Origin of the sequence: Maribacter sp. 6B07 (assembly GCF_002700155.1) — a bacterium.
Lineage (GTDB): Bacteria > Bacteroidota > Bacteroidia > Flavobacteriales > Flavobacteriaceae > Maribacter > Maribacter dokdonensis.
Window position 1 is genome coordinate 594,852 of record NZ_PDUT01000004.1, and the last position, 26,010, is coordinate 620,861.

General features: G+C 35.0%; 25 protein-coding genes. 12 read left to right on the forward strand and 13 right to left on the reverse strand.

Going from position 1 to position 26,010, the window contains the following annotated elements; all coding sequences use genetic code 11:
* Window positions 1–56 precede the first annotated feature (56 nt).
* Together CSC80_RS16860 and CSC80_RS16865 are read left to right on the forward strand one after the other, a co-directional pair.
* On the forward strand, window positions 57–848 hold the full coding sequence (locus CSC80_RS16860) for a DUF547 domain-containing protein (RefSeq protein ID WP_099193150.1): 792 nt from the start codon (window positions 57–59) through the stop codon (window positions 846–848).
* Window positions 849–978: 130 nt separating this feature from the next.
* On the forward strand, window positions 979–3,222 hold the full coding sequence (locus CSC80_RS16865; RefSeq protein WP_099193151.1) for an MMPL family transporter: 2,244 nt from the start codon (window positions 979–981) through the stop codon (window positions 3,220–3,222).
* 345 nt (window positions 3,223–3,567) lie between these two features.
* Here the strand turns inward: CSC80_RS16865 and CSC80_RS16870 are convergent, their stop codons facing one another.
* The 3 genes from CSC80_RS16870 to CSC80_RS16880 form a co-directional block, all read right to left on the reverse strand.
* The gene (locus tag CSC80_RS16870) at window positions 3,568–4,845 is read right to left on the reverse strand and encodes a CDC27 family protein (RefSeq protein WP_071339669.1); all 1,278 of its coding nucleotides are present in this window, start codon (window positions 4,843–4,845) and stop codon (window positions 3,568–3,570) included.
* A gap of 132 nt (window positions 4,846–4,977) precedes the next feature.
* Entirely contained in the window at window positions 4,978–5,748 is a 771-nt protein-coding gene (locus CSC80_RS16875; protein ID WP_091603346.1) for a DUF4331 family protein, read from the reverse strand.
* 22 nt (window positions 5,749–5,770) lie between these two features.
* Entirely contained in the window at window positions 5,771–6,481 is a 711-nt protein-coding gene (locus CSC80_RS16880; RefSeq protein WP_099193152.1) for a DUF4331 family protein, read from the reverse strand.
* Window positions 6,482–6,684: 203 nt separating this feature from the next.
* Between CSC80_RS16880 and CSC80_RS16885 the strand changes: the two genes are divergently transcribed.
* Window positions 6,685–7,890, forward strand: coding sequence for an LETM1-related biofilm-associated protein (locus CSC80_RS16885; RefSeq protein ID WP_058103122.1), 1,206 nt, complete (start codon window positions 6,685–6,687; stop codon window positions 7,888–7,890).
* 24 nt (window positions 7,891–7,914) lie between these two features.
* Here CSC80_RS16885 and CSC80_RS16890 read toward each other — a convergent pair whose 3' ends face one another.
* The 7 genes from CSC80_RS16890 to CSC80_RS16920 form a co-directional block, all read right to left on the reverse strand.
* Complete coding sequence (locus CSC80_RS16890) at window positions 7,915–8,679, reverse strand: LytTR family DNA-binding domain-containing protein (protein WP_058103123.1); 765 nt, start codon at window positions 8,677–8,679, stop codon at window positions 7,915–7,917.
* 54 nt (window positions 8,680–8,733) lie between these two features.
* The gene (locus CSC80_RS16895) at window positions 8,734–9,093 is read right to left on the reverse strand and encodes a 2TM domain-containing protein (RefSeq protein WP_099193153.1); all 360 of its coding nucleotides are present in this window, start codon (window positions 9,091–9,093) and stop codon (window positions 8,734–8,736) included.
* Between the two features lies 1 nt (window position 9,094).
* Window positions 9,095–9,433, reverse strand: coding sequence for a 2TM domain-containing protein (locus tag CSC80_RS16900; RefSeq protein ID WP_071342444.1), 339 nt, complete (start codon window positions 9,431–9,433; stop codon window positions 9,095–9,097).
* Window positions 9,433–9,723, reverse strand: coding sequence for a 2TM domain-containing protein (locus CSC80_RS16905; protein WP_099193154.1), 291 nt, complete (start codon window positions 9,721–9,723; stop codon window positions 9,433–9,435). Before CSC80_RS16905 ends, CSC80_RS16900 begins: the two co-directional genes overlap by 1 nt.
* Window positions 9,724–9,741: 18 nt before the next feature.
* On the reverse strand, window positions 9,742–10,026 hold the full coding sequence (locus CSC80_RS16910) for a 2TM domain-containing protein (RefSeq protein ID WP_058103126.1): 285 nt from the start codon (window positions 10,024–10,026) through the stop codon (window positions 9,742–9,744).
* Window positions 10,027–10,169: 143 nt separating this feature from the next.
* Complete coding sequence (locus tag CSC80_RS16915) at window positions 10,170–10,622, reverse strand: pyridoxamine 5'-phosphate oxidase family protein (protein ID WP_099193155.1); 453 nt, start codon at window positions 10,620–10,622, stop codon at window positions 10,170–10,172.
* A 21-nt stretch (window positions 10,623–10,643) separates the two neighbouring features.
* Window positions 10,644–11,966: a 2TM domain-containing protein gene (locus CSC80_RS16920; protein WP_099193156.1), complete on the reverse strand. Its 1,323-nt coding sequence runs from the start codon at window positions 11,964–11,966 to the stop codon at window positions 10,644–10,646.
* Window positions 11,967–12,302: 336 nt separating this feature from the next.
* On the opposite strand from CSC80_RS16920, the gene CSC80_RS16925 reads away from it, so the two are divergent.
* From CSC80_RS16925 to CSC80_RS16950, 6 genes are all read left to right on the forward strand, one after another.
* Window positions 12,303–13,496, forward strand: coding sequence for a hypothetical protein (locus CSC80_RS16925; RefSeq protein WP_074674281.1), 1,194 nt, complete (start codon window positions 12,303–12,305; stop codon window positions 13,494–13,496).
* A 251-nt stretch (window positions 13,497–13,747) separates the two neighbouring features.
* Entirely contained in the window at window positions 13,748–14,548 is an 801-nt protein-coding gene (locus tag CSC80_RS16930; RefSeq protein ID WP_074674283.1) for a DUF1444 family protein, read from the forward strand.
* Between the two features lie 227 nt (window positions 14,549–14,775).
* Window positions 14,776–15,243 (forward strand): type II secretion system protein GspG, encoded by a 468-nt coding sequence (locus CSC80_RS16935; protein WP_074674284.1) that lies wholly within the window; start codon window positions 14,776–14,778, stop codon window positions 15,241–15,243.
* Between the two features lie 156 nt (window positions 15,244–15,399).
* On the forward strand, window positions 15,400–15,888 hold the full coding sequence (locus CSC80_RS16940; RefSeq protein ID WP_099193157.1) for a GNAT family N-acetyltransferase: 489 nt from the start codon (window positions 15,400–15,402) through the stop codon (window positions 15,886–15,888).
* A gap of 47 nt (window positions 15,889–15,935) precedes the next feature.
* Window positions 15,936–16,466, forward strand: coding sequence for a sigma-70 family RNA polymerase sigma factor (locus CSC80_RS16945; RefSeq protein ID WP_099193158.1), 531 nt, complete (start codon window positions 15,936–15,938; stop codon window positions 16,464–16,466).
* Between the two features lie 62 nt (window positions 16,467–16,528).
* Entirely contained in the window at window positions 16,529–17,407 is an 879-nt protein-coding gene (locus tag CSC80_RS16950; RefSeq protein ID WP_099193159.1) for a PhzF family phenazine biosynthesis protein, read from the forward strand.
* Window positions 17,408–17,535: 128 nt separating this feature from the next.
* On the opposite strand, the gene CSC80_RS16955 is transcribed toward CSC80_RS16950, so the two are convergent.
* From CSC80_RS16955 to CSC80_RS16965, 3 genes are read right to left on the reverse strand one after another with little or no spacing between them, the layout of a single operon-like run.
* A complete protein-coding gene (locus CSC80_RS16955; RefSeq protein ID WP_099193160.1) occupies window positions 17,536–18,672 on the reverse strand; it encodes a Gfo/Idh/MocA family oxidoreductase in 1,137 nt (378 codons plus the stop codon).
* Window positions 18,673–18,675: 3 nt separating this feature from the next.
* Entirely contained in the window at window positions 18,676–19,548 is an 873-nt protein-coding gene (locus CSC80_RS16960) for a sugar phosphate isomerase/epimerase (protein WP_099193161.1), read from the reverse strand.
* The gene (locus CSC80_RS16965) at window positions 19,549–23,040 is read right to left on the reverse strand and encodes a PVC-type heme-binding CxxCH protein (RefSeq protein WP_099193162.1); all 3,492 of its coding nucleotides are present in this window, start codon (window positions 23,038–23,040) and stop codon (window positions 19,549–19,551) included. It lies immediately after the preceding gene.
* A 170-nt stretch (window positions 23,041–23,210) separates the two neighbouring features.
* Between CSC80_RS16965 and CSC80_RS16970 the strand changes: the two genes are divergently transcribed.
* The 3 genes from CSC80_RS16970 to CSC80_RS16980 all read left to right on the forward strand — a co-directional run bounded on the left by CSC80_RS16970 (window position 23,211) and on the right by CSC80_RS16980 (window position 26,004).
* Window positions 23,211–24,080 carry an AraC family transcriptional regulator gene (locus tag CSC80_RS16970; RefSeq protein WP_099193163.1) on the forward strand — a complete coding sequence of 290 codons (870 nt, stop codon included), beginning with the start codon at window positions 23,211–23,213 and terminating at the stop codon, window positions 24,078–24,080.
* Between the two features lie 277 nt (window positions 24,081–24,357).
* Window positions 24,358–25,008, forward strand: a complete 651-nt coding sequence (locus CSC80_RS16975) for a peroxiredoxin-like family protein (protein WP_099193164.1) — start codon at window positions 24,358–24,360, stop codon at window positions 25,006–25,008.
* A 69-nt stretch (window positions 25,009–25,077) separates the two neighbouring features.
* Entirely contained in the window at window positions 25,078–26,004 is a 927-nt protein-coding gene (locus CSC80_RS16980; protein WP_099193395.1) for a carbon-nitrogen hydrolase family protein, read from the forward strand.
* Window positions 26,005–26,010 lie beyond the last annotated feature (6 nt).

The following is a 26,010-nucleotide window of genomic DNA, read 5'->3' on the forward strand; positions in this document are numbered from 1 at the left end:
GGTGAAACAAACCTTTCAAATACATTCACGTAAGTAAGGTGACCTAAAACTACATTATGAAATTAAGACTATATTTTTTAGCTGCTCTATTTGCATTATCATGTACGGCTAAAACCAATTTACAGGCACAAACGGAAGCTGGTGACAATAGCGTTGACTTCAATGAGCTATCAGAATCTTTCTTACATAAAATAAAGGCTGAAGAAGATACTCAGGAAATACAAAATATTTTAGCAAATACCACCATTAAGGAATTGGATGCCGCTCTTGACACCAATGATAAACGTTTGGCGTTTTGGTTGAATATTTACAATGCTTATATACAGGTTATTTTACAGAATAATCCTAAACTGTATGATGACCGTGGCAGTTTCTTTAAATTGGAGCAAATTAAGATTGCCGGTGAAATGGTTTCGTTTGCAAAAATTGAACATGGTCTTATTAGAAAATCTCAATGGGAATATGGTTTAGGCTATATACGCAAATGGTTCCCTAACAAATTTGAACGAAAACTAAGAGTTGACAAACCTGTGTACAATATACATTTTGCGTTGAACTGTGGCGCCAAAGATTGTCCGCCAGTAGCCATATATGAATGGGAACGCCTACCAGAACAGTTAGAAATAGGCACAAAAAAACATCTAGAAAAAACAAGTGAGTTCAATACAGAAACCAATGTAGTTAAGGTAACATCATTATTCAATTGGTTTAGGGGAGATTTTGGCGGAAAAAACGGTGTTAAAAAAATCTTGAAAGAAAACGATATCATACCTTCTACAAAAGATGTAGATATTGAATACACCAACTATGACTGGACCCTTTATTTGGACAATTTTATAGAATTGTAGCCATAGTATGGTGTTTTGGGTTCTTTAGTTATTAGTTACCCCAACATAAGAAATATTCTTATTTGGTTCTTAGTACGTTGATTAGCTTATAGAGTGTTAAATTGCACCCGAAATAGATTTATACTTTTCTATGAAGGTTGACTTTGGTTTCCTTAAAAAGTTTTTTGTTGTACTGTTCATACTACTAGGCGTATTGGCGGTCTCTAAATTGGATGAGCTCCAATTTTCATTCGATTTTAGTCAGTTTTTTCCTGAAGAAGATCCTGATTTGGCTTTTTATGATAAGTATGTTGAAGAATTTGGTACTGATGACAATTTTTTACTTATTGCCGTAAAGAACTCTACAGATGTATTTCAAGAAGACTTTCTAAAAAAGTTCCAGGCAATTTCCAAAGAAAGCAAGGATTTTGAATTTGTATTGGAAAGCAGCTCTATCACCTCGTTATCCTACCCTCTAAAGACATCTTTTGGTTATACCACGTTGCCCATTGTCCATATCAACGACCCCAGTTTATATGAACAAGACTGGGACAAAATAAAATCTGATTCCCTATTCATTAATACGCTTATTGCAAAGGACAGAAAATCAATGGTACTGGCCTTACAAACCGTAGACAATCTTAATTACCAGCAGTCTAAACAACTTTTAAATCAAATTAGGGCATCTTTAAAGGCGAATAATCTGCCGGATTACCATATTCTTGGTAGAGCCTTTTTTTATGAAGCTATTGTAGAAATGCAAAAGAGCGAAGTATTGACAACCACTATAGTAGCTTCTATTTTGGTGTTCATTATTCTTCTATTGGTGTACAGAAGTATGCCCGTAGTTTTAATTTCGGTTTTCTCGATAGCCATGTCACTCTTATTGTTTATGGGGCTTTTGGGCTGGCTAGGCAAAGAACTGAACGCCATGGCAGCATTTTACCCAGTATTAATGCTCATTGTAGGTACTTCTGATGTTATACACCTAACCGATAGTTATATACGAAAACTACAAAGTAGTATTCCACGATATGCGGCCATAACCTCATCTTTAAAAGAAGTGGGTATGACTACCTTACTTACCTCTGTAACTACTGCCGTTGGTTTTGTGACGCTTTTATCATCTAGATTAGTGAGCATTCAAGAATTTGGAATCAATGCGGCCATTGGTGTTTTGGTAGCTTATATTACGGTAATATTCCTAACAGGATCATTGCTAATAAGTTTACCGGAAAAATCGTTGGTGGGGCGTAAAAGCATATCAGAAAATTGGGTCAATTACTTATTAAAAATCAATACGTTCACCAAAAATTTTCCTAAAACCATTATAGCCGGTACTGTACTTTTTACCGCACTCTGTATTTTAGGTATATATATGGTGCAGACCAACCAAGAACTTAAACAGACTTTACCTTCTGAAAGTAAAATTGCCTTAGATTTTGAATATTTTCAGGACAATTATGCAGGATTTAGACCCTTGGAAATTGCTGTAATGGGTGTTGATGACCATAAGGTAACCGAATATGAAGTGGCTTTGGAAATTGAAAAATTGCTTACGTATCTTAAAACAATTGAAAGTATAGGGAGCTTACAATCTTCTAACCTTGCCTATAAAATATTGAACAAGGCCAATAACCTAAACAACTCGGCTTTCTTTAAGCTTCCACAAGACAAAAAAACATTTTTAAAATATCAAAAAGATACGCGTAAACTTGCACGTAAACAGCTTGCAAAATTTGTAAATGCAGATGAATCTATTGCACGCATCAATGGGCGATTACAAGATATTGGAACAGACAACCTAAAAGTGGTTTATGAAAACATTGATGCTTTTGCCAAAACCCAATTAGACACCTCTCTGGTTAAAATAAAAGTAACGGGTAAGAGTATTTTGTTGGATAAAAATTCCGAATACATAAGAAGTAGTCTTCTTGAAGGATTACTCTATGGTTTATTATTGATCGGGGTCATTATGGCTTTTGTTTTCAAGGATATTAAAATATTCTTGATTTCATTGGTACCCAATATCCTACCTATTTTATTTGCAGGTGGCATGTTGGGTTTTCTGGGTATTCCGTTAGAAGCATCGTTATCTGTGGTATTCGCCATAGTATTTGGTATTGCGGTAGACGACACCATTCACTTTTTAGGAAAATACAAGTTAGGTATTACCCAAGGGCTGGAAAAAGAGGCGGCCATTGAAAAAACCTTTGCACAAACAGGTAGAGCCCTGGTCATTACAACCATTATATTGTTCTTCGGATTTATGGTAATGCTGTTTTCTATTCATCAGCCCAGTGTTACCATTGGGTTGATCATTAGTGTAACCTTGGTAACAGCGTTGATATTGGATTTACTATTATTACCGGTGCTGCTAAGAAAATTGATTTAGATAGAGCTATTGGTACGATTTAATGTCTTTTGCAAAGACCTGTAGGCAACTATAGTTTTGCCGACCAATAAAATCATTAAGCTGATCCATAATGTAAAGAGTAGGTATTCCATAACACTAATTGGTTTACTTGGTTACTTTTAGTTCACATTTTAAAGTCGTGGGGCGCACATTAAAATGTATTTGGTCGATAAATATATGTATTTCATCTATGCGCCTGTTAAAAAAAACCAAAAATTCGACGAAATGCATAATAATAACAACGCCACGACTTTACATCGTGGCGTTGAAAAAAAAACAATCCAACCTAAAACAAACATGAAATGAAAATAATTGGGCTATCAATTACAGATCATGGACTTGCTTTTCCATACCAGGACCCAGTTCATAAATGGCTCCTATTAATTCTCCTTTAATTTCCTTAACTCTGTCTTCTTTCCCGTTTGCCTTGTATACCTCGGCAGCTTGGTAAAGCAGTGCAGGTTCAAATGTTTTTCCGTAAACGTAGGTATCCATAATCTTCATAGCCTGTTCTTTGTCCCCATTTTTAAGGTGACTATAGCCCAGCCAACTATAAGATTCTGGTGTAGGCCTATTATCTACCTCCCTTTGTGCCAAAATCAAGGCACTGTCATATTGTTTGGTTTCACCAATGTACAAGCCCAGGTTATAGGCATTATACATATCACCATATGCTTTATCTTTTACGCGGGTAAAGTACTCGTCCAAATTCTTTGTACGAATTAAGTCATCACCGGAATAGTCGGCAATTTCAGCTTTTAACAGAAAATAATCCGGTGCATCATAGGTTTTGGTAACGGAGTCCAAAATGCGAATGGCCTCTTTAGAGTTCTTATCATTGGAAAATACGATCCATGCAATACCTTTTTTAGCGTATGCATTGTTGTTATCAATTTCCAGCGCTTTTAAATAATGATTGTATGAATCCTCAATTCTACCGGCATGCCCGTAGTAATCGCCCAAATTGGTGTAGCTCCATAACATTAGATCATTATTTTTAGACAATTCGGCCTTCGTTCTAGCCTTTTCCATGAAATTTATGGTAGTATCTAAATCTCCTTTGTAATCGTTCCATTTAGCCACACGGATCATGTATCCAAAATCTGACATGTTCTTTAAACTATCTAAATAGCTTTCTGCTACATCATAGTTTCCTAGTTCCATATGGACATCAAAGTACAAACTTTGGGTTTCTGTTTTATCACCACCTATTGCCGCTGCAGAATCTGCTAACTGAAGGGCTTCTTTAAAACGATGCTGGGAAATATAATTTCTGGCCAGCGACCTGTAAAAACCGGGTTTACCTATATTGGCAATATCAACGGCTCTTTTTAAACTTTTTTCAGCCTTCTTTAAAAACGCTATATCACCAGTTTGTTGAAAATACCTGCTGTACTCCCCGCCTACTACACCAAAACTGGTTAGCTGCATACTGTCTGATCTAATTTTAGAATTCCAAAGATCAAAATATTTTGATGTGGTCTTGACCTCGTTAGCTACTAAATATTTATCGTAATCTTTTTTGTTTGCAATTGCATCATGATTCTTAGTATTACAAGATGATACCAGTAACACTACTATTAAAAGCTTTATTAATTTCATAAGGTTGTTTTTTTGTGGATTGTTTAAAATAGGGAGGGCCTTTCAACCCTCCCTTCCCTTCTCTTTCATAAACAATTTAGGGATGTGCCAATCTTACCTACCGTTAACAATAAGTAAGGTGAAGGCAACTTCTTATTCTGGTGCTCCCAAATATGGGAACGTAGTACCTACAGTGGCCGTTAGCCCAACGCCATCTGAGGTTAATCTTGGTAAATCTGCCATACCATCATCATCGGTATCTTGACCACTAAAACGGTCTCCTTCCATACCACCGAACAATAAAATCAATGACACATCAATAACATCATCTTGTGGAGTTCTACCTGTCAAAGCAACCTCATCACCATCTGGAACCAAAATTCTTCCATCATTATCAAAATCGGTACCCGGATTAAAGTATGTGGTAGGTAAGTTAGGAGCAACCTCTAAAACATCGGCAGCCAAGTAACCTGTTAATGTAGGCGCATCTAAACCTAATATGTTGTTTTCATAGTTTACATCTGCAGGATCAGCTCCTAAAATGTTAGCATACACATCATGATATGCCTCTAACCTTGCTTCAAAATCTGCTTGAAAAGTTGCAGCCATTTCTGAAGGAATAGACATGTTATGAGCATCTTTAATATCACCATCTGCACTTAATACCGTATTGATACCTGGTCTACCCATAAAATCTACTTGGGCATAAGTACCTGTAAAGTCTGGCTCCATTGGCTCCATAGCTTCTTCACATGGGGTACATGTACCACCACAATCTACTCCGGTTTCATCACCGTTCATAATACCATCATCACATGTTGGTGTAACCACTACTGGTGTATTGTCATCATCATCGCTACAAGAAGCTAATGCGGCTACTGCCAAAAGAGACAAAAACGTATATTTTATATTTTTAAATTTCATCTTACTATTTTTTAAAAAGTTATTATTGCTTAACATTTGTAGTTACCCAAGTCTTATATACTTCTAGACCCAAAGCATTTTGTCCCGTTGTAGTTCCTAAAAGACTATTAGGAATTTCAACAACTATGGCCATTGTATTGGCGCCATCAAAAGTATCGACTGCAGTTTCATCGTCATCATCTGTAGAATCTGGATCACCAGCTGGTTTAAAACCTAATGGGGCCGTACCACCAATTACTTCATTGAACTGAAAGAAGTCAAAGAAAAAAGCATCTTGTCTAGGACCTGCAAATAAAGAAACTCCACTATCCGTAGTTTCTACAATAGCAGTTTCAGCAGAAATGTCAACTGAACCTAATGGTGCATCTACCATTACTGAACCGTTCAAACCTGTTTCGCTTGGTGCAACCGGACCAAAAAAGTACATTTTACCATCTCTTGGTATAGCTTGTATTACCAAATCTTCTACCAAATCATTATCGGTATCAATATTTATTTCCAGTAATACATTTTCATCGAACGTACCATAAGCCAAATCTGGCAGTACATTAGATTGAAGATCTACCGCAAAAACGGTATTGTCTGAACCTTCTGTTGGTTCAAAAGCATAAAAATCGGCAATATCTGCCGTGGTTCCCATAGCGCTAGGCGCATCAATATGATCTGCCGCCACTAAAAGACCTCCTACTAGGGCCAAAGCCCCAAGTCCCATAAATAATTTTGATTTTTTCATTATCTCTTTTTTTAGATTAGAATCACCCTTACTTACGCAGTAAAAAAGAGAAGGTTCATTTTTTCTTAAAAAAAAATTTAATTTTATTCCAAATCCTTAAAATTCATATCATCAAAAAAACCATTTATAGTGTAGAAGTACTTATTTATAAAAAGGTTTGAATTAATAATTAGCTAACTTTGCAGTGTTAAATTATTAAGATTATGAACCCGTCTTCCTCTGGTTGGATCGAGAAATATGGTTCGTTGGTGCAAAAACACCAAGATGCATTCCCCACTTTTGAAGCGCTATACACTACCCTAAAGAAAAGCGGTTTTGTATACGGGCTAAATGCCAGCATACCAGATTTTATTGTATTGGAGCATACCCTTTCTGAAGATGAGAAGGCTAAGATCAACCTACTACATGCCTTGTATTTTACCTATCGAATTGAAGGTGGCGAAGACTATTCCATATTTATAGAACAGGTATTCAAATTTTATGAAATTTTAAAAATCAACAACGAGAGTTTTTTTGATAAGTGGTTTACCGGTAATAAAACTTCTGCCAAACTAGAAAAGTTGATGACCTCTAGAATATATATTGAGGATAATATTATCAGTAAAACTTTTAATAGTCTTATTACAAATTCACTACTGTTTATAGATGTACTACTTTTTAAACATTTTTTAAACGACTACCCCGCTTTAAAGGAAAAGGCGGAAGAAATTGAATATTTGGCCATAAATATTAGCTACCACGCTTTAAGTTCTAAGGAACTGGACAGAAAAGACAATAAGCTTTCGCAATTATTGGCATCATCATTAACCTATATTAACTGTGCCGAAAATAATTTTGATGGTTCTTACAGGGAAAGGCTATTGAACAATAAGGATAATTGGGAAAACAGGTATTTACTTGATATGGCCTGTTTAACCGTTTGGGAAGACCATTCTTTAGATTATACGGAGTCCGACTTTATTTTTGGCATTGGTAAAGACCTTGGTTTTGACAATACTATTATCTCAACCTCCATTACCGACGTTACCGAATTTTTCAAACTTAATTTTGATACCATTCCTTATTTAAAGGAAAAGAATTTAGCCAAGCAATTTTACGACAGCATGGGTAAAATTGTCAAGAAACTTATTTTACGTAACAGCAAAAGATTACATAAAGAGCTTTCTCAAAGTGCAGAATTGGTAGCCCTTTTATCTAAATCTACCGTAAGAGATCTAAGTGATGAGGAAAAGAGGAAGGTTCAAAATCAACTGTTGGATATTTTTAAGAGCATACCTTCTTTAGCGATTTTTATATTACCGGGCGGGGCAATTCTGCTTCCTATATTTATTAAGTTAATTCCAAAGCTGTTACCATCGGCCTTTGATGAAAACAGAATTGACGAAGAAGAAGACCTTTATCGCAAATAGCTCACTTTCAAATAATTGAAATTACTATTCTAACCAAAGCTTAAAGTCCTTTACTTTTTCCCTGCTCACAATAATCTCATGATCGTTATTGTTCTTTAGCTTGATCTGTAACCTAGAGTTCGTATAGGATACTATATCCTTTATATGGTCAATATTCACAAAGAACTTTCTACTTACCCTAAAGAATACCTGCGGTTTAAGTTCATCTTCTAACTGCTCTAAAGTGGTATCCAATAAATAATTACGACCATCTTTTGTTGCCGCATAAGTGCCTTTGTTCTCACTATAAAAACACTCTACATCTTCTGAATTTATAATTTTTAAATGCTGTCCTACTTTAGCCGTAAAACGTTTTTTATACTCCCGCTCTAGCGGATTTACCAATAACTTTTTAATATCCTCAAAATCTAAGGCAATTTTATTAGGCTCACTTTCTACCTTAAAGCGTTTTCTATATTTCTTGACCGCCTGCTCTAAATCTTCATCATCTATTGGTTTTAGCAAGTAGTCAATACTATTCAATTTAAAGGCCTTAAGCGCATACTCATCAAACGCAGTAGTAAATATAATAGCACTGTGTACTTCAATAACATCAAAAATCTCAAATGAGAGTCCGTCAGATAGTTGAATGTCCAAGAATATCAAATCTGGATGTTCATTTTCTTGAAACCATTGTATAGCCTCATCAACAGAATGTAACATTGTAGAAACCTCAAGATCTAAACTTTCTAACATTCTGCCCAATCTACGCGCTGCAGGCTTTTCATCTTCTATTATAATGGTTCTCATAGGTAATTTGGTTTGGTGGGTATATGTAAGGTAATTGAAAATTATAATTCTTGGTTAATGGTCATTGCGCCTTAAAATTTCATTGATTCTTTCTTGCTCCCAATTTTTTAAAAACTTGGGTTTGAACACAGACCAATCCTTATACTTTAATACATAAACATAAAGTGCATGAAAGGCTACAACAACACCCCAAATAATAGGTATACTGTAAATGTTCCACTCTAACCAATACACAAACTTGGCGTCTAGATCCATATCACCTATAAATCTATCGAACACTTGAATTTTAAATAATAGCACTAGAAAATTCAACTTTAAAAATGTACCTAGGTGCTTATAAAAATTCTTGATTTCAAGAACTCTTTGCTTGGCATAAGCCAGTTTATGGTTGTTTTCAATTCCTGTAGTTTCCATATCACCTGTATTTATCTGCTTCTTTTTTATCTTTTTCCATCAATTTCTTGATCTGTCTTTCTTCCCAATCCCTACTGAACAACATATTTTTGTTGTAAACTTTGGCGGCATGGAATGCCAAACCTATTCCCCAGAAGAATGGCGTGGAAAACGTGGCAAAATGAAAGAACGCTTCTGAAAAAGACTCTCCACCGGACATTCTTGCCGAAACCGTAATTATTATAATAAATATGTTGACCAATACGTACACCGTAGCATGTCTATAAAATGCCTTTATATCATTGACCTTTTTACGGGCCCTTGCCAATTTGTCCGCGTATTCAAATTCGTTGAGTTCCATTACTTCCATCTTTTTGCGTTCTCTTCTTCCTGTAGAAATTCTTCCATCTTTCTCTCTTCCCAATCGCGATCCATAAACGGATTCAAGTTAAAGATTTTATTTGCTTTAAAAAACAAGCTTATGCTTAAACCTAATACCACCCAAAGAAACCAGGCATACTCCCATTCGTTCAAATAATAATTAATGCTTGCTACTATGATAATTGTTCCTATGGCAGAGAGTACTTTGTTGTAAAATTCCTTGATTTCCTCTACCCTATTTTTTGCTCTATTATATTTTGCGTTTTCCATGATCTTCAATTTGTTAGGTTACGATTTTTGCATAAACTCTTTGATCTTTCTCTCTTCCCAATCTTTGCTGAAAAGTGGGTTGTAGCCATAGGCATAAAGTCCGTTCATAACCAACCCGAAACCCCAACCCAATGCCGGAAAAATTGCCCAAGGGAAACTGGTGGTTGAATAATTGATATAGACCAAAATTGGAATGACAATGCAGTATGCCATTAAATTTCCGTAAAAGCCTTTGATCGCTTGTACTTTCTCTTTAGCCTTTTGGTATTTGTAATTTTGGTCGTTTGTTATATTTGATTCCATCTTTATAGGTTTTAGGTTAATTCTGTTTTAATTTCTATACTTCAAATTTCGGCAGATAACCCAGGTTTTTAAAAAAGGAAATACCCAGTTGTAATTTTTGATGACTGAACTGTAGTTTAAGAAGATTTAAGATTGGACAGGGACTATAAACCGTACGTTTTCTTGGCACTTTCTACTTGCTCTTGCTCCGTAGTTTCAGGATATAGCACATATTTTGGGGCTATAATAGGCTTGGCACTATGAACATTAATTTTGGTAATGGTTGCAAACGGAAAGTTTCCTTTGGTAAGTTCTAAAAGCACTTCTTCCATTTTAGCAAAAACTGGGTGGTCTCTCTGAATAATTTCAGCAGTTCCTTTAAGCTGAAAACCTTTCTGCTTTAAAATATCTATAAAACTGATACAAACATTCTTGTTCTGCCTAATATTCTTTACCGTTTGTGGAGATGCTATATTGGCAACGATGATAACATCATCTTTAAAAAAACTAAAAATCTCTTTTGGGGATACATTGGGTACCAGATCCATAGATGCTGTTGCCAACCAACATAATACACTTTCATTCATAGAATCTTTTATGTGATCTGTAATCTTCATGATATGTTACTTTTGGCCGTATTAGAACCTATCATCTTCCATATACTGTTTAATTTTCCTTTCTTCCCAATCTTTACCCAGTATGGGGTTAATGCCATAAGCTTTAAGCCCATGTACCAGTAGACCAATACCCCAACCAATAGCAGGAAAAATAAACCAGGTAAAACTGGTGGTCCTATAATTTATAAAGGCCAAAATCGGAATTACAATACAATATGATGTAAGATTACCATAGAAGCCTTTAATCTCTTCTACCTGACGTTTAGCCTTCTCATATCGTTTTGCGCTTATATGCTCATCTTGCGTCTCTTTAAAAGATATGGTATTGGTCAACATAGGTAAACGTACCTTAAACTCGGTGCCCGACTTAAAGATCTGCATTTCTTTTTTGGTAAGAATAGCATACCGTTGACGAATGTTCTGCAAGCCCACACCACTACTCTTTTTAACCACTTGCTTTTCTTGCAGGTTATTGGTAACGTATAAGTAACCATCTTCCTCATAAATCTTAATATGCAATGGTTTGGCCGAAGTAACCACATTATGCTTTACCGCATTCTCTAACAACAGCTGAAGTGACAGCGGTACAATCTTGGCCTCTGGGTTTGTTGCCTCATCTGGAATTTCAAAAACGATACTATCTTCAAAACGCATTTTCAATAGACGTACATAGGTTCTTGCGAACTTAAGCTCTTCATCTACAGAAATTAAGTTTTTGCTCTTTTGCTCAAGTACATAACGGTACACTTTTGATAACGAAGTAGTAAACTTTTGTGCCTGCATAGGGTCTTCCTCTATGAGACTGGTAAGTACGTTAAGACTATTAAAAAGAAAATGTGGGTCTAGTTGATTCTTTAAAGCATCGAACTTTGCCGATGCCGAGCCTGCAATAATTTTCTGCTCTTTTACCTTGGTATCCTGTAGCGCTTTGTAGAAGTAAAAAGCATGTAGAAATAAGGAAACTACTAATGTTACCACTAATGCATAGAAATAATATTCTACTCTTTCTCCTGCTATATACTCCTTAAAGCTGTGCCCAAAAATATATACTTCGGTAAATGCACGTACCAGACCAAATGCCAAGACCGTTAGTATGATAGAGCCCGAGGCACCGTACCATAAGCGTTTTTTGGTATCATTCTCCCAACTATATTTTTTTGAAATATAGTCGCTGAAATACATATTAACCATAGAAAGTGCAAAAGAGTAGAGAAAGGCTATTCCCGTAAATTCCAATTCACGATATAAGGTTATGCTTTCCCAATCAGTTAAAAGCAACCGAACTAGTTCCATAACCAGCGCTATGATAATTGCCGTTCTTACCACCTTTAAAAAACTACCCATGCACCTTTTTGTTTTATTGCTTTCTAATTTTTAAAATTAGGGATTTCATTTTAGAAGTATACCTCTTTCTAATAATACCCCTGTCAAAAGCAAACATGAAGCCTTTTCTACCCAATTAAAAGAAATAAGGATCCAATTGTAGATTTTTGATACTGAACTGTCATGAAAACCAGTTATACATTTTGTTTTAAACTATAGTACAGTTTTATAAATTGATATTTTTTGATAGATTTTTCTTTCCTTAATTGTTAAAATCTCCTAGATTTAGGCAATGATATATATGATATATGTGCAATTGTGCACATAAACAATTGTTACCAACTATTAAATCAAATAATGAATAGCACAAAAATTCAATTTATAATATTCATCATCTGTCTAAATATTAACAGCTTAATATGTCAAGAAAACAGCAATCTTCAAATTGAATATATAGAATGTAAGAATAATAACATACTTGAAGTTATTCAAAAATATAAAGATGAAGTTAAAACCATATCAAAATCTAATGGATATATTGAAATTAGAGAAAAAGAAAAAGACATAAGCCACTTTAGAGAAAGATATAATTTAAATCACCCTAATTACAATAGTGATTCTATAGAGCTTAATTATAATTACCCGAAGGCTAATAAAATCAAATTCGTGAATTTTGAATCTTCAAGAATTTCTTACCTCAATTTAACATCTATTAGGTTAATTGAATTTCCCAAAAGTATTTTCAATTTCAAAAAAATAAAATCCCTAGAAATGACAAACCACAATTTTAAAATTTTACCTGAGGGGTTTAATAATTTAAAAAAGCTAAAAACTCTAAGATTAGGGCATACTCCTATAAAGAAATTGCCACATGATTTTAGTGAACTAAATAATTTAGAAACATTATCAATTAATTATAAGACTATTGAAAACAAAGATTTATTGTTTAAAACTTTAAGTAATCTTCCTAAGCTTAAAAACTTAGAACTCTGGTCAGTTAGTTTTGAAACTAAATTACCGAAATCTTTTCTTAAATTAAAGAAACTCAAAAAATTAAGATTGGTTGGTAGTGATTTTGACTTTTCAACTATCTATGAATATCACAATTTAAAAGAATTAGATTTAACTTTATCTACCTTTAAATCATTTGACTCTTCAATCCAGAATTTAAAGAAACTAAATAAAATATCCATTTTAGGAAGCTTTTATATCCAAAATCTCCCTGAAGAATTATCCGAATTAAAAAAATTAAAACATTTAGAAATTGATTTTGGGTTAGGCTCCGTAGGATATAAATATAAGATAGATACACAACATACTTATTTAATTATCTCATCTCTACCAAGGTTAAAAAAATTATATTTAGGAGACTATTTTAAATATATATATCCATTCTGGCTAAACAAAAGGCTTGATTATTTATATTATGATGGACATTTTAAAACACCAAAAGAGGAAAATTTAAAGTTGATAAAAGAAAAAATCACTATTGAACTCCGTTCAAAATGTGAAAAATTAAGTGAAATAAATAATAAAATCATTTGCAAATAAGTTAATATAACGGCGTCCAGAGTTAAAAACAGTTGGTAACAAAACCTATAAACAAGACGGGCTTAGTGTTTTAAACGCAAAGGTTAGCATATTTTTATAAAGTCGCGAAATCTTTGGGATTTTGATTTAAACAAGAAAAAACAAAACAAAAGATTTTGCTATGTGCGTGGCGGAAAGCAAACACTAGTTTGCTCCCGTACTGTTCATAGCTCAACCGTTGCCAACAATATAAAATCGAATCGTAAACAATTATGTTTTCATTTTTTAAATCAAAATCTAACCTAACAGAATCGGAATTTGCAGAAAAATTTTTCACTGAATTAAAAAGGAAAGTGAGCGGTTTGGAATTAGTTTCTATCAATGGACTCGAAGTCACTACGAAATTAAAAGACTCTGACAATTACCATCATTTTCTGGACAACTCATACGCTGAATATAAAAATGACCCAAAAGATTTGAAAAACGTACTTGAAAAATACACGTTTTCTGCAAAAGACCTTTTTCTTCCTCAAGAACCTTTACAAAAGGAAAGAATAGTACCAGTAATCAAAGACAAAAGATACTTAATTGAGAGTTCCAAAATAATTGAAGACTTTGAAAACACTCACGTTTATGAAAAATACAATTCGGAACTATACATTTTTTATGCAGAGGATAAAGAAAATACGATTGGATATTTCGCAAAAGAAGAATATTCAAAGTTGAATTCTGACATTGAATCGATAAGAGAAATAGCAATCGAAAATCTCAATTCTGTCATTTCAAAAATGGAAAGACATGGAGAAAATGGATACTTTATGCTAACGGCAGGCGGAGATTATGAATCAAGTTTAATCCTATTTGACATTTGGGACAAAGAAAATTTTCCCGTGAATGGAAATTTAATAATCGGAATTCCAGCTAGAGACGTTATTCTAGTAACGGGAACAAATGATAAAGAAAATATTGATAGACTTAAGAAATCTATTAGAGAAATAAATGAAACCGGAGACCATATAGTTTCCGATAAAATATTTGAATTTAAAAACGGACAATTTGAGTTATGGGAATAAAAATACTGTTGGCAACAACGTGTATAAAACATAGCTAGTAAGTGCTTAATTGAAAAGGTTTGGTATATTTAGTAAGTCCGCCAAATTTTTAATTTGGCTTTTAAAAAGTTAAAATTAAAAACAAAATATAAAAATTCAGCTCTGTTTTAATCTGAAATATTAGTGTCTTTTTGTACGCTTTGCTTTATAAATAAGTCTGTTGTAGCTCATTTACCAAAACCAACTAAATGCTTGAATTAATACTTTCGACTTTAGCAGAATTTGGACTAATCCGAGAGGATTATAAACATCGGAAGCGAATAAGTAAAAAAGAAAAAGAAGATGGTACTAAAAGACCTATTCAAAAATATTTTTTGCAACCAAGTGCATTAATTTTCATTTCTATTTTAGTCATTGGGAGTTTAATCTTTATTCTGTTTTTTACTTATCAAAGAACATCTGTTTTTCCTGAAAGAACTGTGAAAGAAATCTCTGAAATGAGTGACAGAATGGAAAATTGGAACCAAAAGTTCGGACGATACCCATCAAACCTTAATGAGTTAATTGGAAATAGTCCTGTACGACAAAGTTGGAAAAAAGACGCTTGGAACCGAGAATATGAATTTACGATTTCGGAAAACGGAAAAACGTTTTTAATCACCTCTGCTGGTTCTGATGGAGAATTTAATACAGAAGATGACATTGAATCGCAATAATAAAACCTGCGACAACAAAACCTATAAACAATACGGAATTAGGGTTTTAACACCAATAACTATGTATATTTATAAGGTAGTTAAATTGAAAATTGCGTGTAAAGGATATGTTCAAATTTAGCTTTGCATCAATCAAAATAAAATGAATACAGTAAAATGAAAATTAGGGAAGTACATAAAAATGAATATACCATTTCAACGGACAAGAACAAGTTAGATGTGGAAAGCATTCATAAATTTCTTGCCAACGAAACCGATTGGGCAAACGTAATTCCTATCCAAACTTTAAAAACATCCATTGAAAATTCTCTAAATTTTGGGGTGTATTATAAAAACAAGCAAATTGGCTTTGCCAGAATAATTAGTGACTTCTCTACCATTGCCTATTTAGGAGATGTTTATATCTTAAAGGAATATAGAGGAAAAGGATTGAGTAAATGGCTCATGGACGAAATAACGGAACACCCTAACCTCCAAGGTTTAAGACGCTGGATTTTATTAACCGACACCGCTGAATGGCTTTATAAAAAAAATAGTTTTACTGCATTGCCTAATCCTCAATTATATATGGAAAAACATAACCCCAATGTGTATATGGGCATGGATCAAACCAAAGCTAACAATGCCGAAAATTCATATTCCTAAACGCATCAATTCTAATATATGACCTAAACCCTTTAAAACTTACCATTGTGAAAACCGAACTTAACACCATTTGGATAGATTTAAATGAAGAACTGTATGCCTTTATTTTAGGGAGAATTAAGGATGAACACATTGCTAAAGATATTCATCAAGATGTATTTTTAAAGGTTCAAACTAAAATACATCAGCTTAAACATTCCTCTAAGCTTACCTCGTGGGTGTATCAAATTACACGGAACAGTATTATTGACCACTATAGAAAATCTCCCAATAAAACTATTTCAATAAACGATATGGATTTCCCCGAAGTGGATAGTGACAATTTTGAATACGCCAACCTAACAAATTGTATCAATCAGAAAATTGAAGACCTATCCTCTCACCATAAAGAAGCCATTATATTAACTTCTTTTAAAAATTATTCACAAAAAGAACTTGCCCAGCATTTGAACATCTCCTATTCCGGTACAAAATCCAGGGTGCAAAAAGCCAAGGAAATTTTAAAGGAGAATATCCTAGATTGCCCAAATGTAGCATCTGATAATACGGGCAAATTAATAGATTTTAAAAAAAAGTAATAATTACTACGTCTTTTTCCAGTGCACGGCGTCCATCTTGTATAACACATAAATTATAACAAATGGAAAAGTCAAAACAAAAGATAACCGTACAAATTTTAAATGCTTTTGCCGAACATGGTAAAGGTGGCAACCCCGCAGGAGTTGTGCTAAACGCAGATGCCCTTACTGACAAAAACAAACTTGAAATTGCCAAAAAGGTTGGTTTATCTGAAACAGCATTCGTATCAAAGTCTACAACCGACGATTTTAAATTAGATTTTTTTACGCCCAACAAGCAAATTGCGCATTGTGGTCATGCCACTGTTGCCACATTCTCTTATTTAAAGCAAATGGGCATATTAACCAAAAATAGCTCTTCAAAAGAAACGATCGATGGCAGTCGAAAAATAGAAATCATAGGGGATTTAGCGTTTATGGAGCAATTGCCCCCAAAGTATACTGAAATAAGCGACAAACAAGCCGTTTTACAGTCGCTAGGATTACGTACAGCGGACGTTTTACCAAATGTCCCTATGCTATCCGTACATACGGGTAATTCATTTTTGCTTATTCCCGTTAAAAACAGCGAAACATTAAAGAATATAGTACCCGATTTTGACATGATCAATAAAATCAGCGACGAGTTGAATCTCATTGGTTACTATGCGTTTACCACAGATACTTCATATGATGCTACCGCAAGAATGTTCGGTCCGCGTTATGGTATTTTGGAAGAAGCCGGTACAGGTATGGCCGCCGGTCCGCTGGGGAGCTATTTATTTGATATTCTAAAGCAACAGAAAAGTACTTTTCATATTCAACAAGGCAAATATATGGTACCGTCTTCGCCCAGTTTAATTACCGTTAAACTACAAATTGAAAAGGAAGAAATAAGCGGTTTAATGGCTGGCGGCATAGGCATTTTGAACAAACAATTAGTTGTTGAGACCGATTGTTGAAAATGAGCTTACCATTCATTTAATTATTTAATAAAAATAATCTGGAACCATTAATATAATATTACACAGTCTTAATGCCCTAAAATGGTCATTAAGACTGTATTTATAATTTAAAACCCTACTGTATTTTAATCTGTAAAAGTAAAATCTGGCAGTTTTATGATTTCTCCTCCTTTTAAAGCGGATTCGTGTGATAAAATACCCACACATGTAATGTTAGCAGACTGTTTTGCATTCGGATAAGGAGTAGTGTCATTGAGCAAACCGTTTACAAAAGCATGTACTAAATGAGGGTGAGAACCACCATGACCAGCGCCTTGGGTAAAGGATAAATGTTGATTATCATCCTCATCATATACGCCGTGTGTGGTAAATGACTGAATTTCTTTGGGCAAAAACTTTGCAAAATCCGGACAGACAACCTCTTCAGGTATTTCCTGTTCTGGTTTCTTGGCCGTATGCATTACAAGGGGTTTACCCTCGATTAACGGCCATTCTACAGATTTCTTGGAACCGTATACTTCAAAACTTTCCCTATACTGCCGTGCAACATCAAACAAAGAGCGATATACCTGAGCACTTAAATCGGAATTTCTAAATTTAATATGGGTAGTTTCTACAGCGAATGGTGAATTGTATTCTTTAATTAGTTCATCGCGAATTGTACCAGACCCAAAGCAAGAGACATATTCTGCCTCATTCTGAGTTAATCCTAAAACCGGTCCTACACAATGTGTAGCATAGTGCATTGGCGGTAAGCCCGGCCAGTAATTGGGCCAACCATCCATATCTTGTTGATGACTTGCTTTTAAAAATTGAATTTTCCCCAGATTACCATTTTCATATAACTCTTTCATGAATAAAAACTCCCTAGCATATACCACGGTTTCCATCATCATATAAGTTAATCCGGTTTCCTGGGTCAAGGCCACAATTTGCCTACATTCATCAACAGTTGTTGCCATAGGTACCGTACAGGCTACATGTTTACCTGCCCTTAATGCTTGTATAGATTGCTGACCATGAAGAGGTATTGGTGTATTTATATGCACTGCGTCTATATCTGGATCCTTCAAAAGCTCCTCGTAAGAAGTATATCTTTTTTCTATATTAAATACATCCGCTATTTGTTGAAGTTTTTTATCGTTTCGTTGACATAATGCTACCAATTCCGCATTAGGATGCTTTTTATAAATTGGAATAAATTCTGCTCCAAAGCCAAGTCCTATTATAGCGATCTTAATTTTTTTATCACTTAAATTCATATGTTAATCCTTAAATGTTCTTCTTAAAAATTCTAGTCCATTTTGTGCAAATTCATCTTGACTCTTTGCCTTGGTCTTCCATATACAAACGGCACCAGCCAATTCCTTTATCTCCGGAGTAAAACTTTCAATAACCATAGTTCCGTTATAATTAATGTCCTTTAGACCTAGGTAAATATCGTTCCAAGGGGTGAGCCCAGTACCAGGAGTACCTCTATGATTTTCAGAGACTTGAATATGTATAAGTTTATCACCTACTACATTTATAGCTTTACGTAGATTGTTTTCTTCTATCGTCATATGAAAACTATCTAAAGATACCATAGCGGCTTCATGATCCACATCTGCAATTAACTGCATTACATCTTCTGCCGTATTGACCATATCTGACTCAAACCTGTTCAATGGCTCTATTCCTATTTTTAGATCATATGCATAAGCTAAACGACAAGCATGTTTTACATTGGCTACCGCTAAATCCCATTCTGCCTTTCTTTGATCTGCAGATAACATACGCGCCTTTCCTACAGCCGAATATAAAGGGCCAACAAAAGATGTTGCGCCAAGTACACTGCAGATTTCAAAACATTGCTCTAAATATTCAAAGCAATGCAAATGCACTTTCTCATCCTTACTGGTCAGGTCTTTAGTTGGTCCAAATGCCCCGCAAATAGAAGCTTTTAAACCATGATCATCTAGCGCTTTTTTTACTTCAGCCGCATTGATCAATAACGGATCCTCTATGGGGATTTCAACAACATCAAAACCCATTTTTTTAATTTTTGCAAACAGCCCAATACTTTCAGTGGAAAATGGTGATTGCCACAGCCAAGTACTGACTCCGAAAACCAACTTATTCTTATTCAAATCTCTCATCTATTTAACGATCATTATCCCTTGCATAATTCTCCAATGTCCAGGAAAGGTGCAGATATATGGGTATTCACCTGGTTTACTTGGGGCCGTAAACTTTAGGGAATACGTTTCATCTGGATTCAATATTGGTGTTGCAAATAGCACATCGCCCATTTGCGGTACATAATTAAGTGTCGCAGCATTAGGATCCGCAGCCATTTTATCTGCCGCTTTTCCTACAATATCTTTTTTACCGGGTTTAGTTATGACCAAATTATGCTGCATATAATCAGGATTTTGCAATACCAATTCTACTTGTTCACTAGCATTTACCTCAAACCTGGTAACATTGAACTTCATTTCATTTTTTAAAACCTTGATTTCAATCACCTTAGCGTCATTTTGATCAATGTTTTCTTGAGCTTCAATTTTGTTAGATTGATTATCGTAGTACTTATATAAGAGGTTGACCATATCAAAAACGTTAGTTACTTTTTCCTCTTGATCCAAAAAGCTTTTTTCGACTTTATATTTATAGGCTCCATTGATCCTAACCAAGGATTCACCTGCTTCTATATACATCTGCCAAAAATTACCATAAATACCACCTTCGCCTCCAGTATCTTCAACTTTAATGGCAATCGTATTTTTACCTGGTTTTAATACCCCATCTGGAATTTTATAATGTCTATTGGAACTATAACTTGATGCCATACTACCTACTTCAATTCCGTTGATATAGGTAATATCTGAATCATCAATGGGACCTAACGATATTGCAGCACCCTTAACCATGTTGGCCGGTATATTTACTTCTCTTCTAAACCAAATAACACCATCAATATCCAGTCCGGCATTTTCAATATACTGGGGCAACTCCATAGTTTCCCAATCGCTGTCATCGTAATTGACCAAACTCATATCAACTCTTTTTTCAAAAGAAATTTCATGTGTAGGATTGGCTTTATGAAACGCATTTAAAAACCCGCTTAAATGAATGGCCGCATTGGCATAAAGTGCCTTATATAACCAAGGATCACTCATCACCTTTTGGTCTTGTGAAAGGTTATACATTAGTTGCCCCATTTTCGTGGATGAGGGTCTTTCTGTAAAATAAAGTAATGTTGCCAATTGAACACGAGGGTCTTTATCATAAAGTGTATTGGCTTTTAATATAGCTGCATCGGTCTGTGTATTTCTAGGTAACATTTGCAATGCCGCTTTTCTAACTGCCCATGCCTTATGATATAATGCACTACGTACTACTTTAAGTGCTTCATTATTATTTTCAATGGCATTTAATCCATTAATAGTCCAAAGGGCATGTAATGCAGCATTGTTTAATCCGATTTGATCAACATGTTGGTCATTCACTAATTCATAAAGACCACTTAACAAGTCAACATACTCATTTTCAACTATAAGGCGTTGGCCGGTTAACCTCCAAAATTTATTGTCATCACTTAATGCTTTCAATAAAGCACCTGGATGTTTTTTTGACAATTGTTTTGGCTCATAGGTATCATCATCTTTTGGTACCACACGCCAAATTCTACCATGACCTTTATCCCTTAAAGGATTTACATAGGCATTACCGTCTCCATTTTCTGCGTTATATCCGCCACGATCTTCATTAGGTGTAGGGTTGTGCTGCACTATAAAATTATACCAATCTGCAATCCAAACAGCTCCGTCCGGTCCAACCTTGGCATCTACCGGTGAACTCCATTCATCCGCAGATGCAAATAAATTACCATAATCTTCTTCAGCGTAACCAGAACCATTATTGACTATTTTAGCTTGGTGCACTAGCCCACCCGTTGGCTCACATACAAAGGCTATTTTGTTCCAATACGGCTCCGGATATGCACGTGCAGTATAGAAATAGTGACCCGCCGCTGCAGTAAACCCTCCAAAAACATCTACTTGTCTTACATTTGAAGTAATTGGCTGCATATAATAATGACCGTCTATTTTAGCACTTCCGTCAGCCCCAATTCCTTTTACATCTTTTAGGTTTTTATTCGGAATAGCTACAAATGCACTATGCGTGTTGTTCGCTGTAGATGCGAATATCTCGTTATCTTCCGTTATGCCCAACCCCCAAGTGTTATTACTGGTATTAGTAATAACTTCAAAAGTTTTCTTCTTGGGGTTAAAACGATAGACATTCTGATTGAATTTTAAATCTTGTCCAAAAGCATTTCCATCAAACCCTGAATACCCTACTACACCGTACAGATTATTGTCAATACCATACTGTAGATTTGATGGTCCTGCATGTGTATCAAAAGTTCCCCATCCATCTATTAGTATTTTTTTTACATCTGCTTTATCATCACCGTCAGTATCTTTTAAGAAAATAAAATGAGGTGCCTGTGAAACTATAATACCGCCATCATAAAAAGTAAAACTTGTAGGTATATTCAATTCTTCTGCGAAGATGGTTACCTTATCTGCTTTTCCGTCACCATCGGTATCTTCCAAAATTTTCACCTTATCATCACCTTTACTATTATCATTACGAACCGTATTTGGATAATCTACCGTTTCAATAACCCATAACCTACCCTGTTCATCCCAATCCATAGCAATTGGGTTTATAATATCTGGTTCAGATGCAAACAGTTGTACTTCAAAACCCGCAGGTACCTGAATTAATTTTTTTGATGCTTCTGCAGATAACGGTAGTTGATATTTTGGCGCAGGATCTCTTTTTTCATAGTTTGGTATGTTTGCGCGTTCTTCATAGGATAATGTTGGCATATTGACCATAAATGCTGTCCAATTCTTTTTAACCTTTTTATTTACAGCCCAAAGAATTCCAGATTTAATTAAGCTTTGAAATCCTTTATTGTTCCATGTACGATCGTCATGACCAAAAGCTGTATAAAATACTTTGCCTTCTCCTACTTCTTTTACCCATGTGTAAGGTTCACGGTGATCACCTTCTACACGCTCCATTAAAACGGTAATATCATCAGCTATTTTATCATGAACATAAGTTTCGTCCCAAGTTTTAAATGGAGCCAAATTTTTAGTCACAGGATGATCTTTATTAACAATATCTGCCATAAATGTTCCTGTTTGGTGACTTTTAAATTGCGCACCGACTAGTTTTATGTATTCATTGGAGTTCTTAAAACAAAAACTAGCCGAATGTATAGGAATGAATGCATTACCATTTTCTACAAAGCTTAATAATGCTTTTTCCTCATTATGAGATATCTCTTCTTGATTTCCATACATAATAAGTCCGTCATACAATCTTAAATTTTCTTCATTAAGGTCAGATTGTTTTTCGGTATATGTAATATTTATACCATCCTTAGTTAATGCAGATGCCAAAATGGGAAAATAGGTTCTTGAATTATGATGCTCCAATTCATGACCTAAAAAAAGTAATTCTATTCTTCTCGGCTTATCATCTAACTGTTCTTTACCCATTGGCGAACAAGCCGATAGAAAGATTATCAGTGATAAAAATAAAAATGGGTAAGAATAGGTTTTCATAGGTAGTCTATTTTCTTAGGTCAATATTACCCAAAAAACAAGCTGAAAAATTACTCTCATTTACCACAAACCGACTATATATTATCATTCAAAACATAATAACTATATTTTTTTGATACATTAGTATAAATTCCATTTAAAAATGGAATATATTAAGCCAACATTATGTCATGAAATCTGCGCTACAAAAATCACCAATTCCCAGGCATCATGCCTATTTAGCTAGAATGCTTAAAGAGCCTGTTTTTGATCCTCATTGGCATTTTCATTCAGAACATCAGCTTTTTCTAGTTCTAAAAGGTAGTGGCACAAGATTTATTGGCGATAGCGTTAAATCATATATTGCTGGTGATATCACTTTTATAGGTCCTGACCTTCCACATCTTTGGCGTAGTGAAAATGAGGAAGAGCAAGAAATGAACATTGCTTGGTCTGAAGGGATCGTCATTTATTTTCATAAAGATTTTTTAGGAAAAAATCTTTTGCAGAGCAATGAAGCCATACGTTTACGAAATGTTTTCCATAAAAGTCTACGGGGAATTGAGTTTACCCATAAGACCGCTGCAACCTTAAAAACAATGATGATTGACCTTGTAGCCATGACCGGGTTTGATGGTGTGCTACAATTACTAAAAATTTTAAATTTTATAAGTACAACCAACGAATTTAATCTTTTGGCCAGCGCTGGTTATACCAACACCCTAAGGGAAGCAGATACGGAACGTATGTTCAAAGTGTATGCTTTTGTCATGAAAAACTTTAAGCAAAAAATATTCTTGACAGATTTAGCCAAACTAACGAATATGACCCCTACATCATTCAGTAGATATTTTAAGCAACACGCTAATAAACCTTTTTCAGATTTTGTAAGTGAAATTAGAATTGGTCATGCTTGTAAACTTTTGATCGAGAAGAAAATGAATGTTTCACAAGCTTGTTATCAAAGCGGATATCAAACGCTTTCAAATTTCAACAAACAATTTAAGCATATCACTAAATTAACCCCTTTGGCATACAAAAAGAAATACGAGATACACTAAACGTCAATGCATAGTTTAATGGAATCAATTGCGGAATTTTTAAATTTTCAACAATAGATTTCTTGTACCATCCGCACAATTATAAGGCAAAGCTAAAAGTAATTACCACAACGTTTCAGTTTTGACAAAATAAAGGTATATATGCTCATCTTACCCAAAAGAACAATGTTATATTATTCCTAATGCAGACCAATAGCACAAAGGGTTTTCACTATATTTCGAAAAAATACGCTAGACTACCTAGTAGCTATATACATAGAAAATTTAGACTTACATAATGCAAAAACTAAGAGAACAGACCGATGCTAAAATAGCTTTTGGCAGACAAAAAAATCCTGAATTCATGAAAGTCGTCGATGAGATCATCGAAGAAGCAAAGGCTTTTGAAAAAGGTAAGAATGCGCTAAAGGTAGGAGAACAAGCTCCAAATTTTGAGTTACCGGATGCTTTAGGCAATCAAATAAAATTATCCGGTTTATTGGATAACGGTGCGGTAGTAGTCACTTTTTATCGTGGTAGCTGGTGCCCATACTGCAACTTACAATTACGTGCATTACAAGCTAAGCTACCGGAAATTCAATCTTTTGGTGCTACGCTGGTCGCCATTAGTCCAGAAGTTCCAGATGCATCAATGACCAAGAATGAAATTAGCGAGATGGATTTTACAGTTTTGTCTGACCAAGATGCAAAAGTAGCGTCTAAGTACGGCGTAGCTTGGGAAGTACCAGAATTTCTTTTGGACCATATGCGCGTTGACCGAAATCTTGATCTAAAACAAATAAACAACGGAAATGGAACGGTATTGCCAATACCTGCTACCTTTATTGTTGGTACAGACGGTGCAATTCAATGGAGCTACGTTAACGTTGATTACCGTACACGTTCAGAGCCAGACGAAATTGTAGAAGCTTTAAAAAGTATCTCTTAAATAAAACTACCAAACCTTTTATCAGTGAAAATTATAGACACACCAGAGCAAAACCACCTTAAAATTGCCATGGCGCAAATAGCACCGGTTTGGCTCAACAAATCTGCTACTGTTGATAGAATTAAGGAATATATTATAAAGGCGGCCAAAGACAATTGTGAGCTTATTGTCTTTGGTGAGGCTTTATTACCGGGTTATCCTTTTTGGGTTTCCATGACCGATGGTGCAAAATTTGATTCTAAAGTTCAGAAAGAGATTCATGCGCATTACATTAAAAATTCGGTTCAAATTGAGGCTAGAGAATTAGATGATATCTGTGCGCTTGCAAAACAACATAAGATTGCCATCTACTTAGGCCTTATGGAACGAGCAAAAAACAGGGGCGGTCATAGTATTTACTGCTCCCTTGCATATATTGACAACCAGGGCGAAATAAAATCGGTACACAGAAAATTACAGCCTACCTACGAAGAGCGGTTAACATGGGCACCGGGTGATGGTAACGGATTACAAGTTCATGATCTTAAGAACTTTAGTGTTGGCGGATTAAACTGTTGGGAGAACTGGATGCCCTTGCCTAGAGCTACCCTGTACGGGCTGGGAGAAAATTTACATATTGCCGTTTGGCCCGGATCGGATTACAATACCGCCGATATCACAAGGTTCATTGCACGAGAATCCAGGTCTTTTGTAGTTTCCGTATCTAGCTTAATGAGCAAAACCGATTTTCCAGATGATACTCCACATTTAAACGCCATTCTTGAAAATTGCCCAGAAACATTGGCTAACGGTGGTTCTTGTATTGCCGGACCTGATGGGGAATGGATTTTACCTCCGGTCATTGATAAAAAGGGATTGATCACAACAACTATAGATTTCAACAGGGTTTTAGAAGAACGTCAGAATTTTGATCCCGTAGGGCATTATTCTAGACCAGATGTCACTAAACTTTCCGTTAACAGAGAAAGACAGTCTACCATAGAAATCAAGGATTAATAAGGG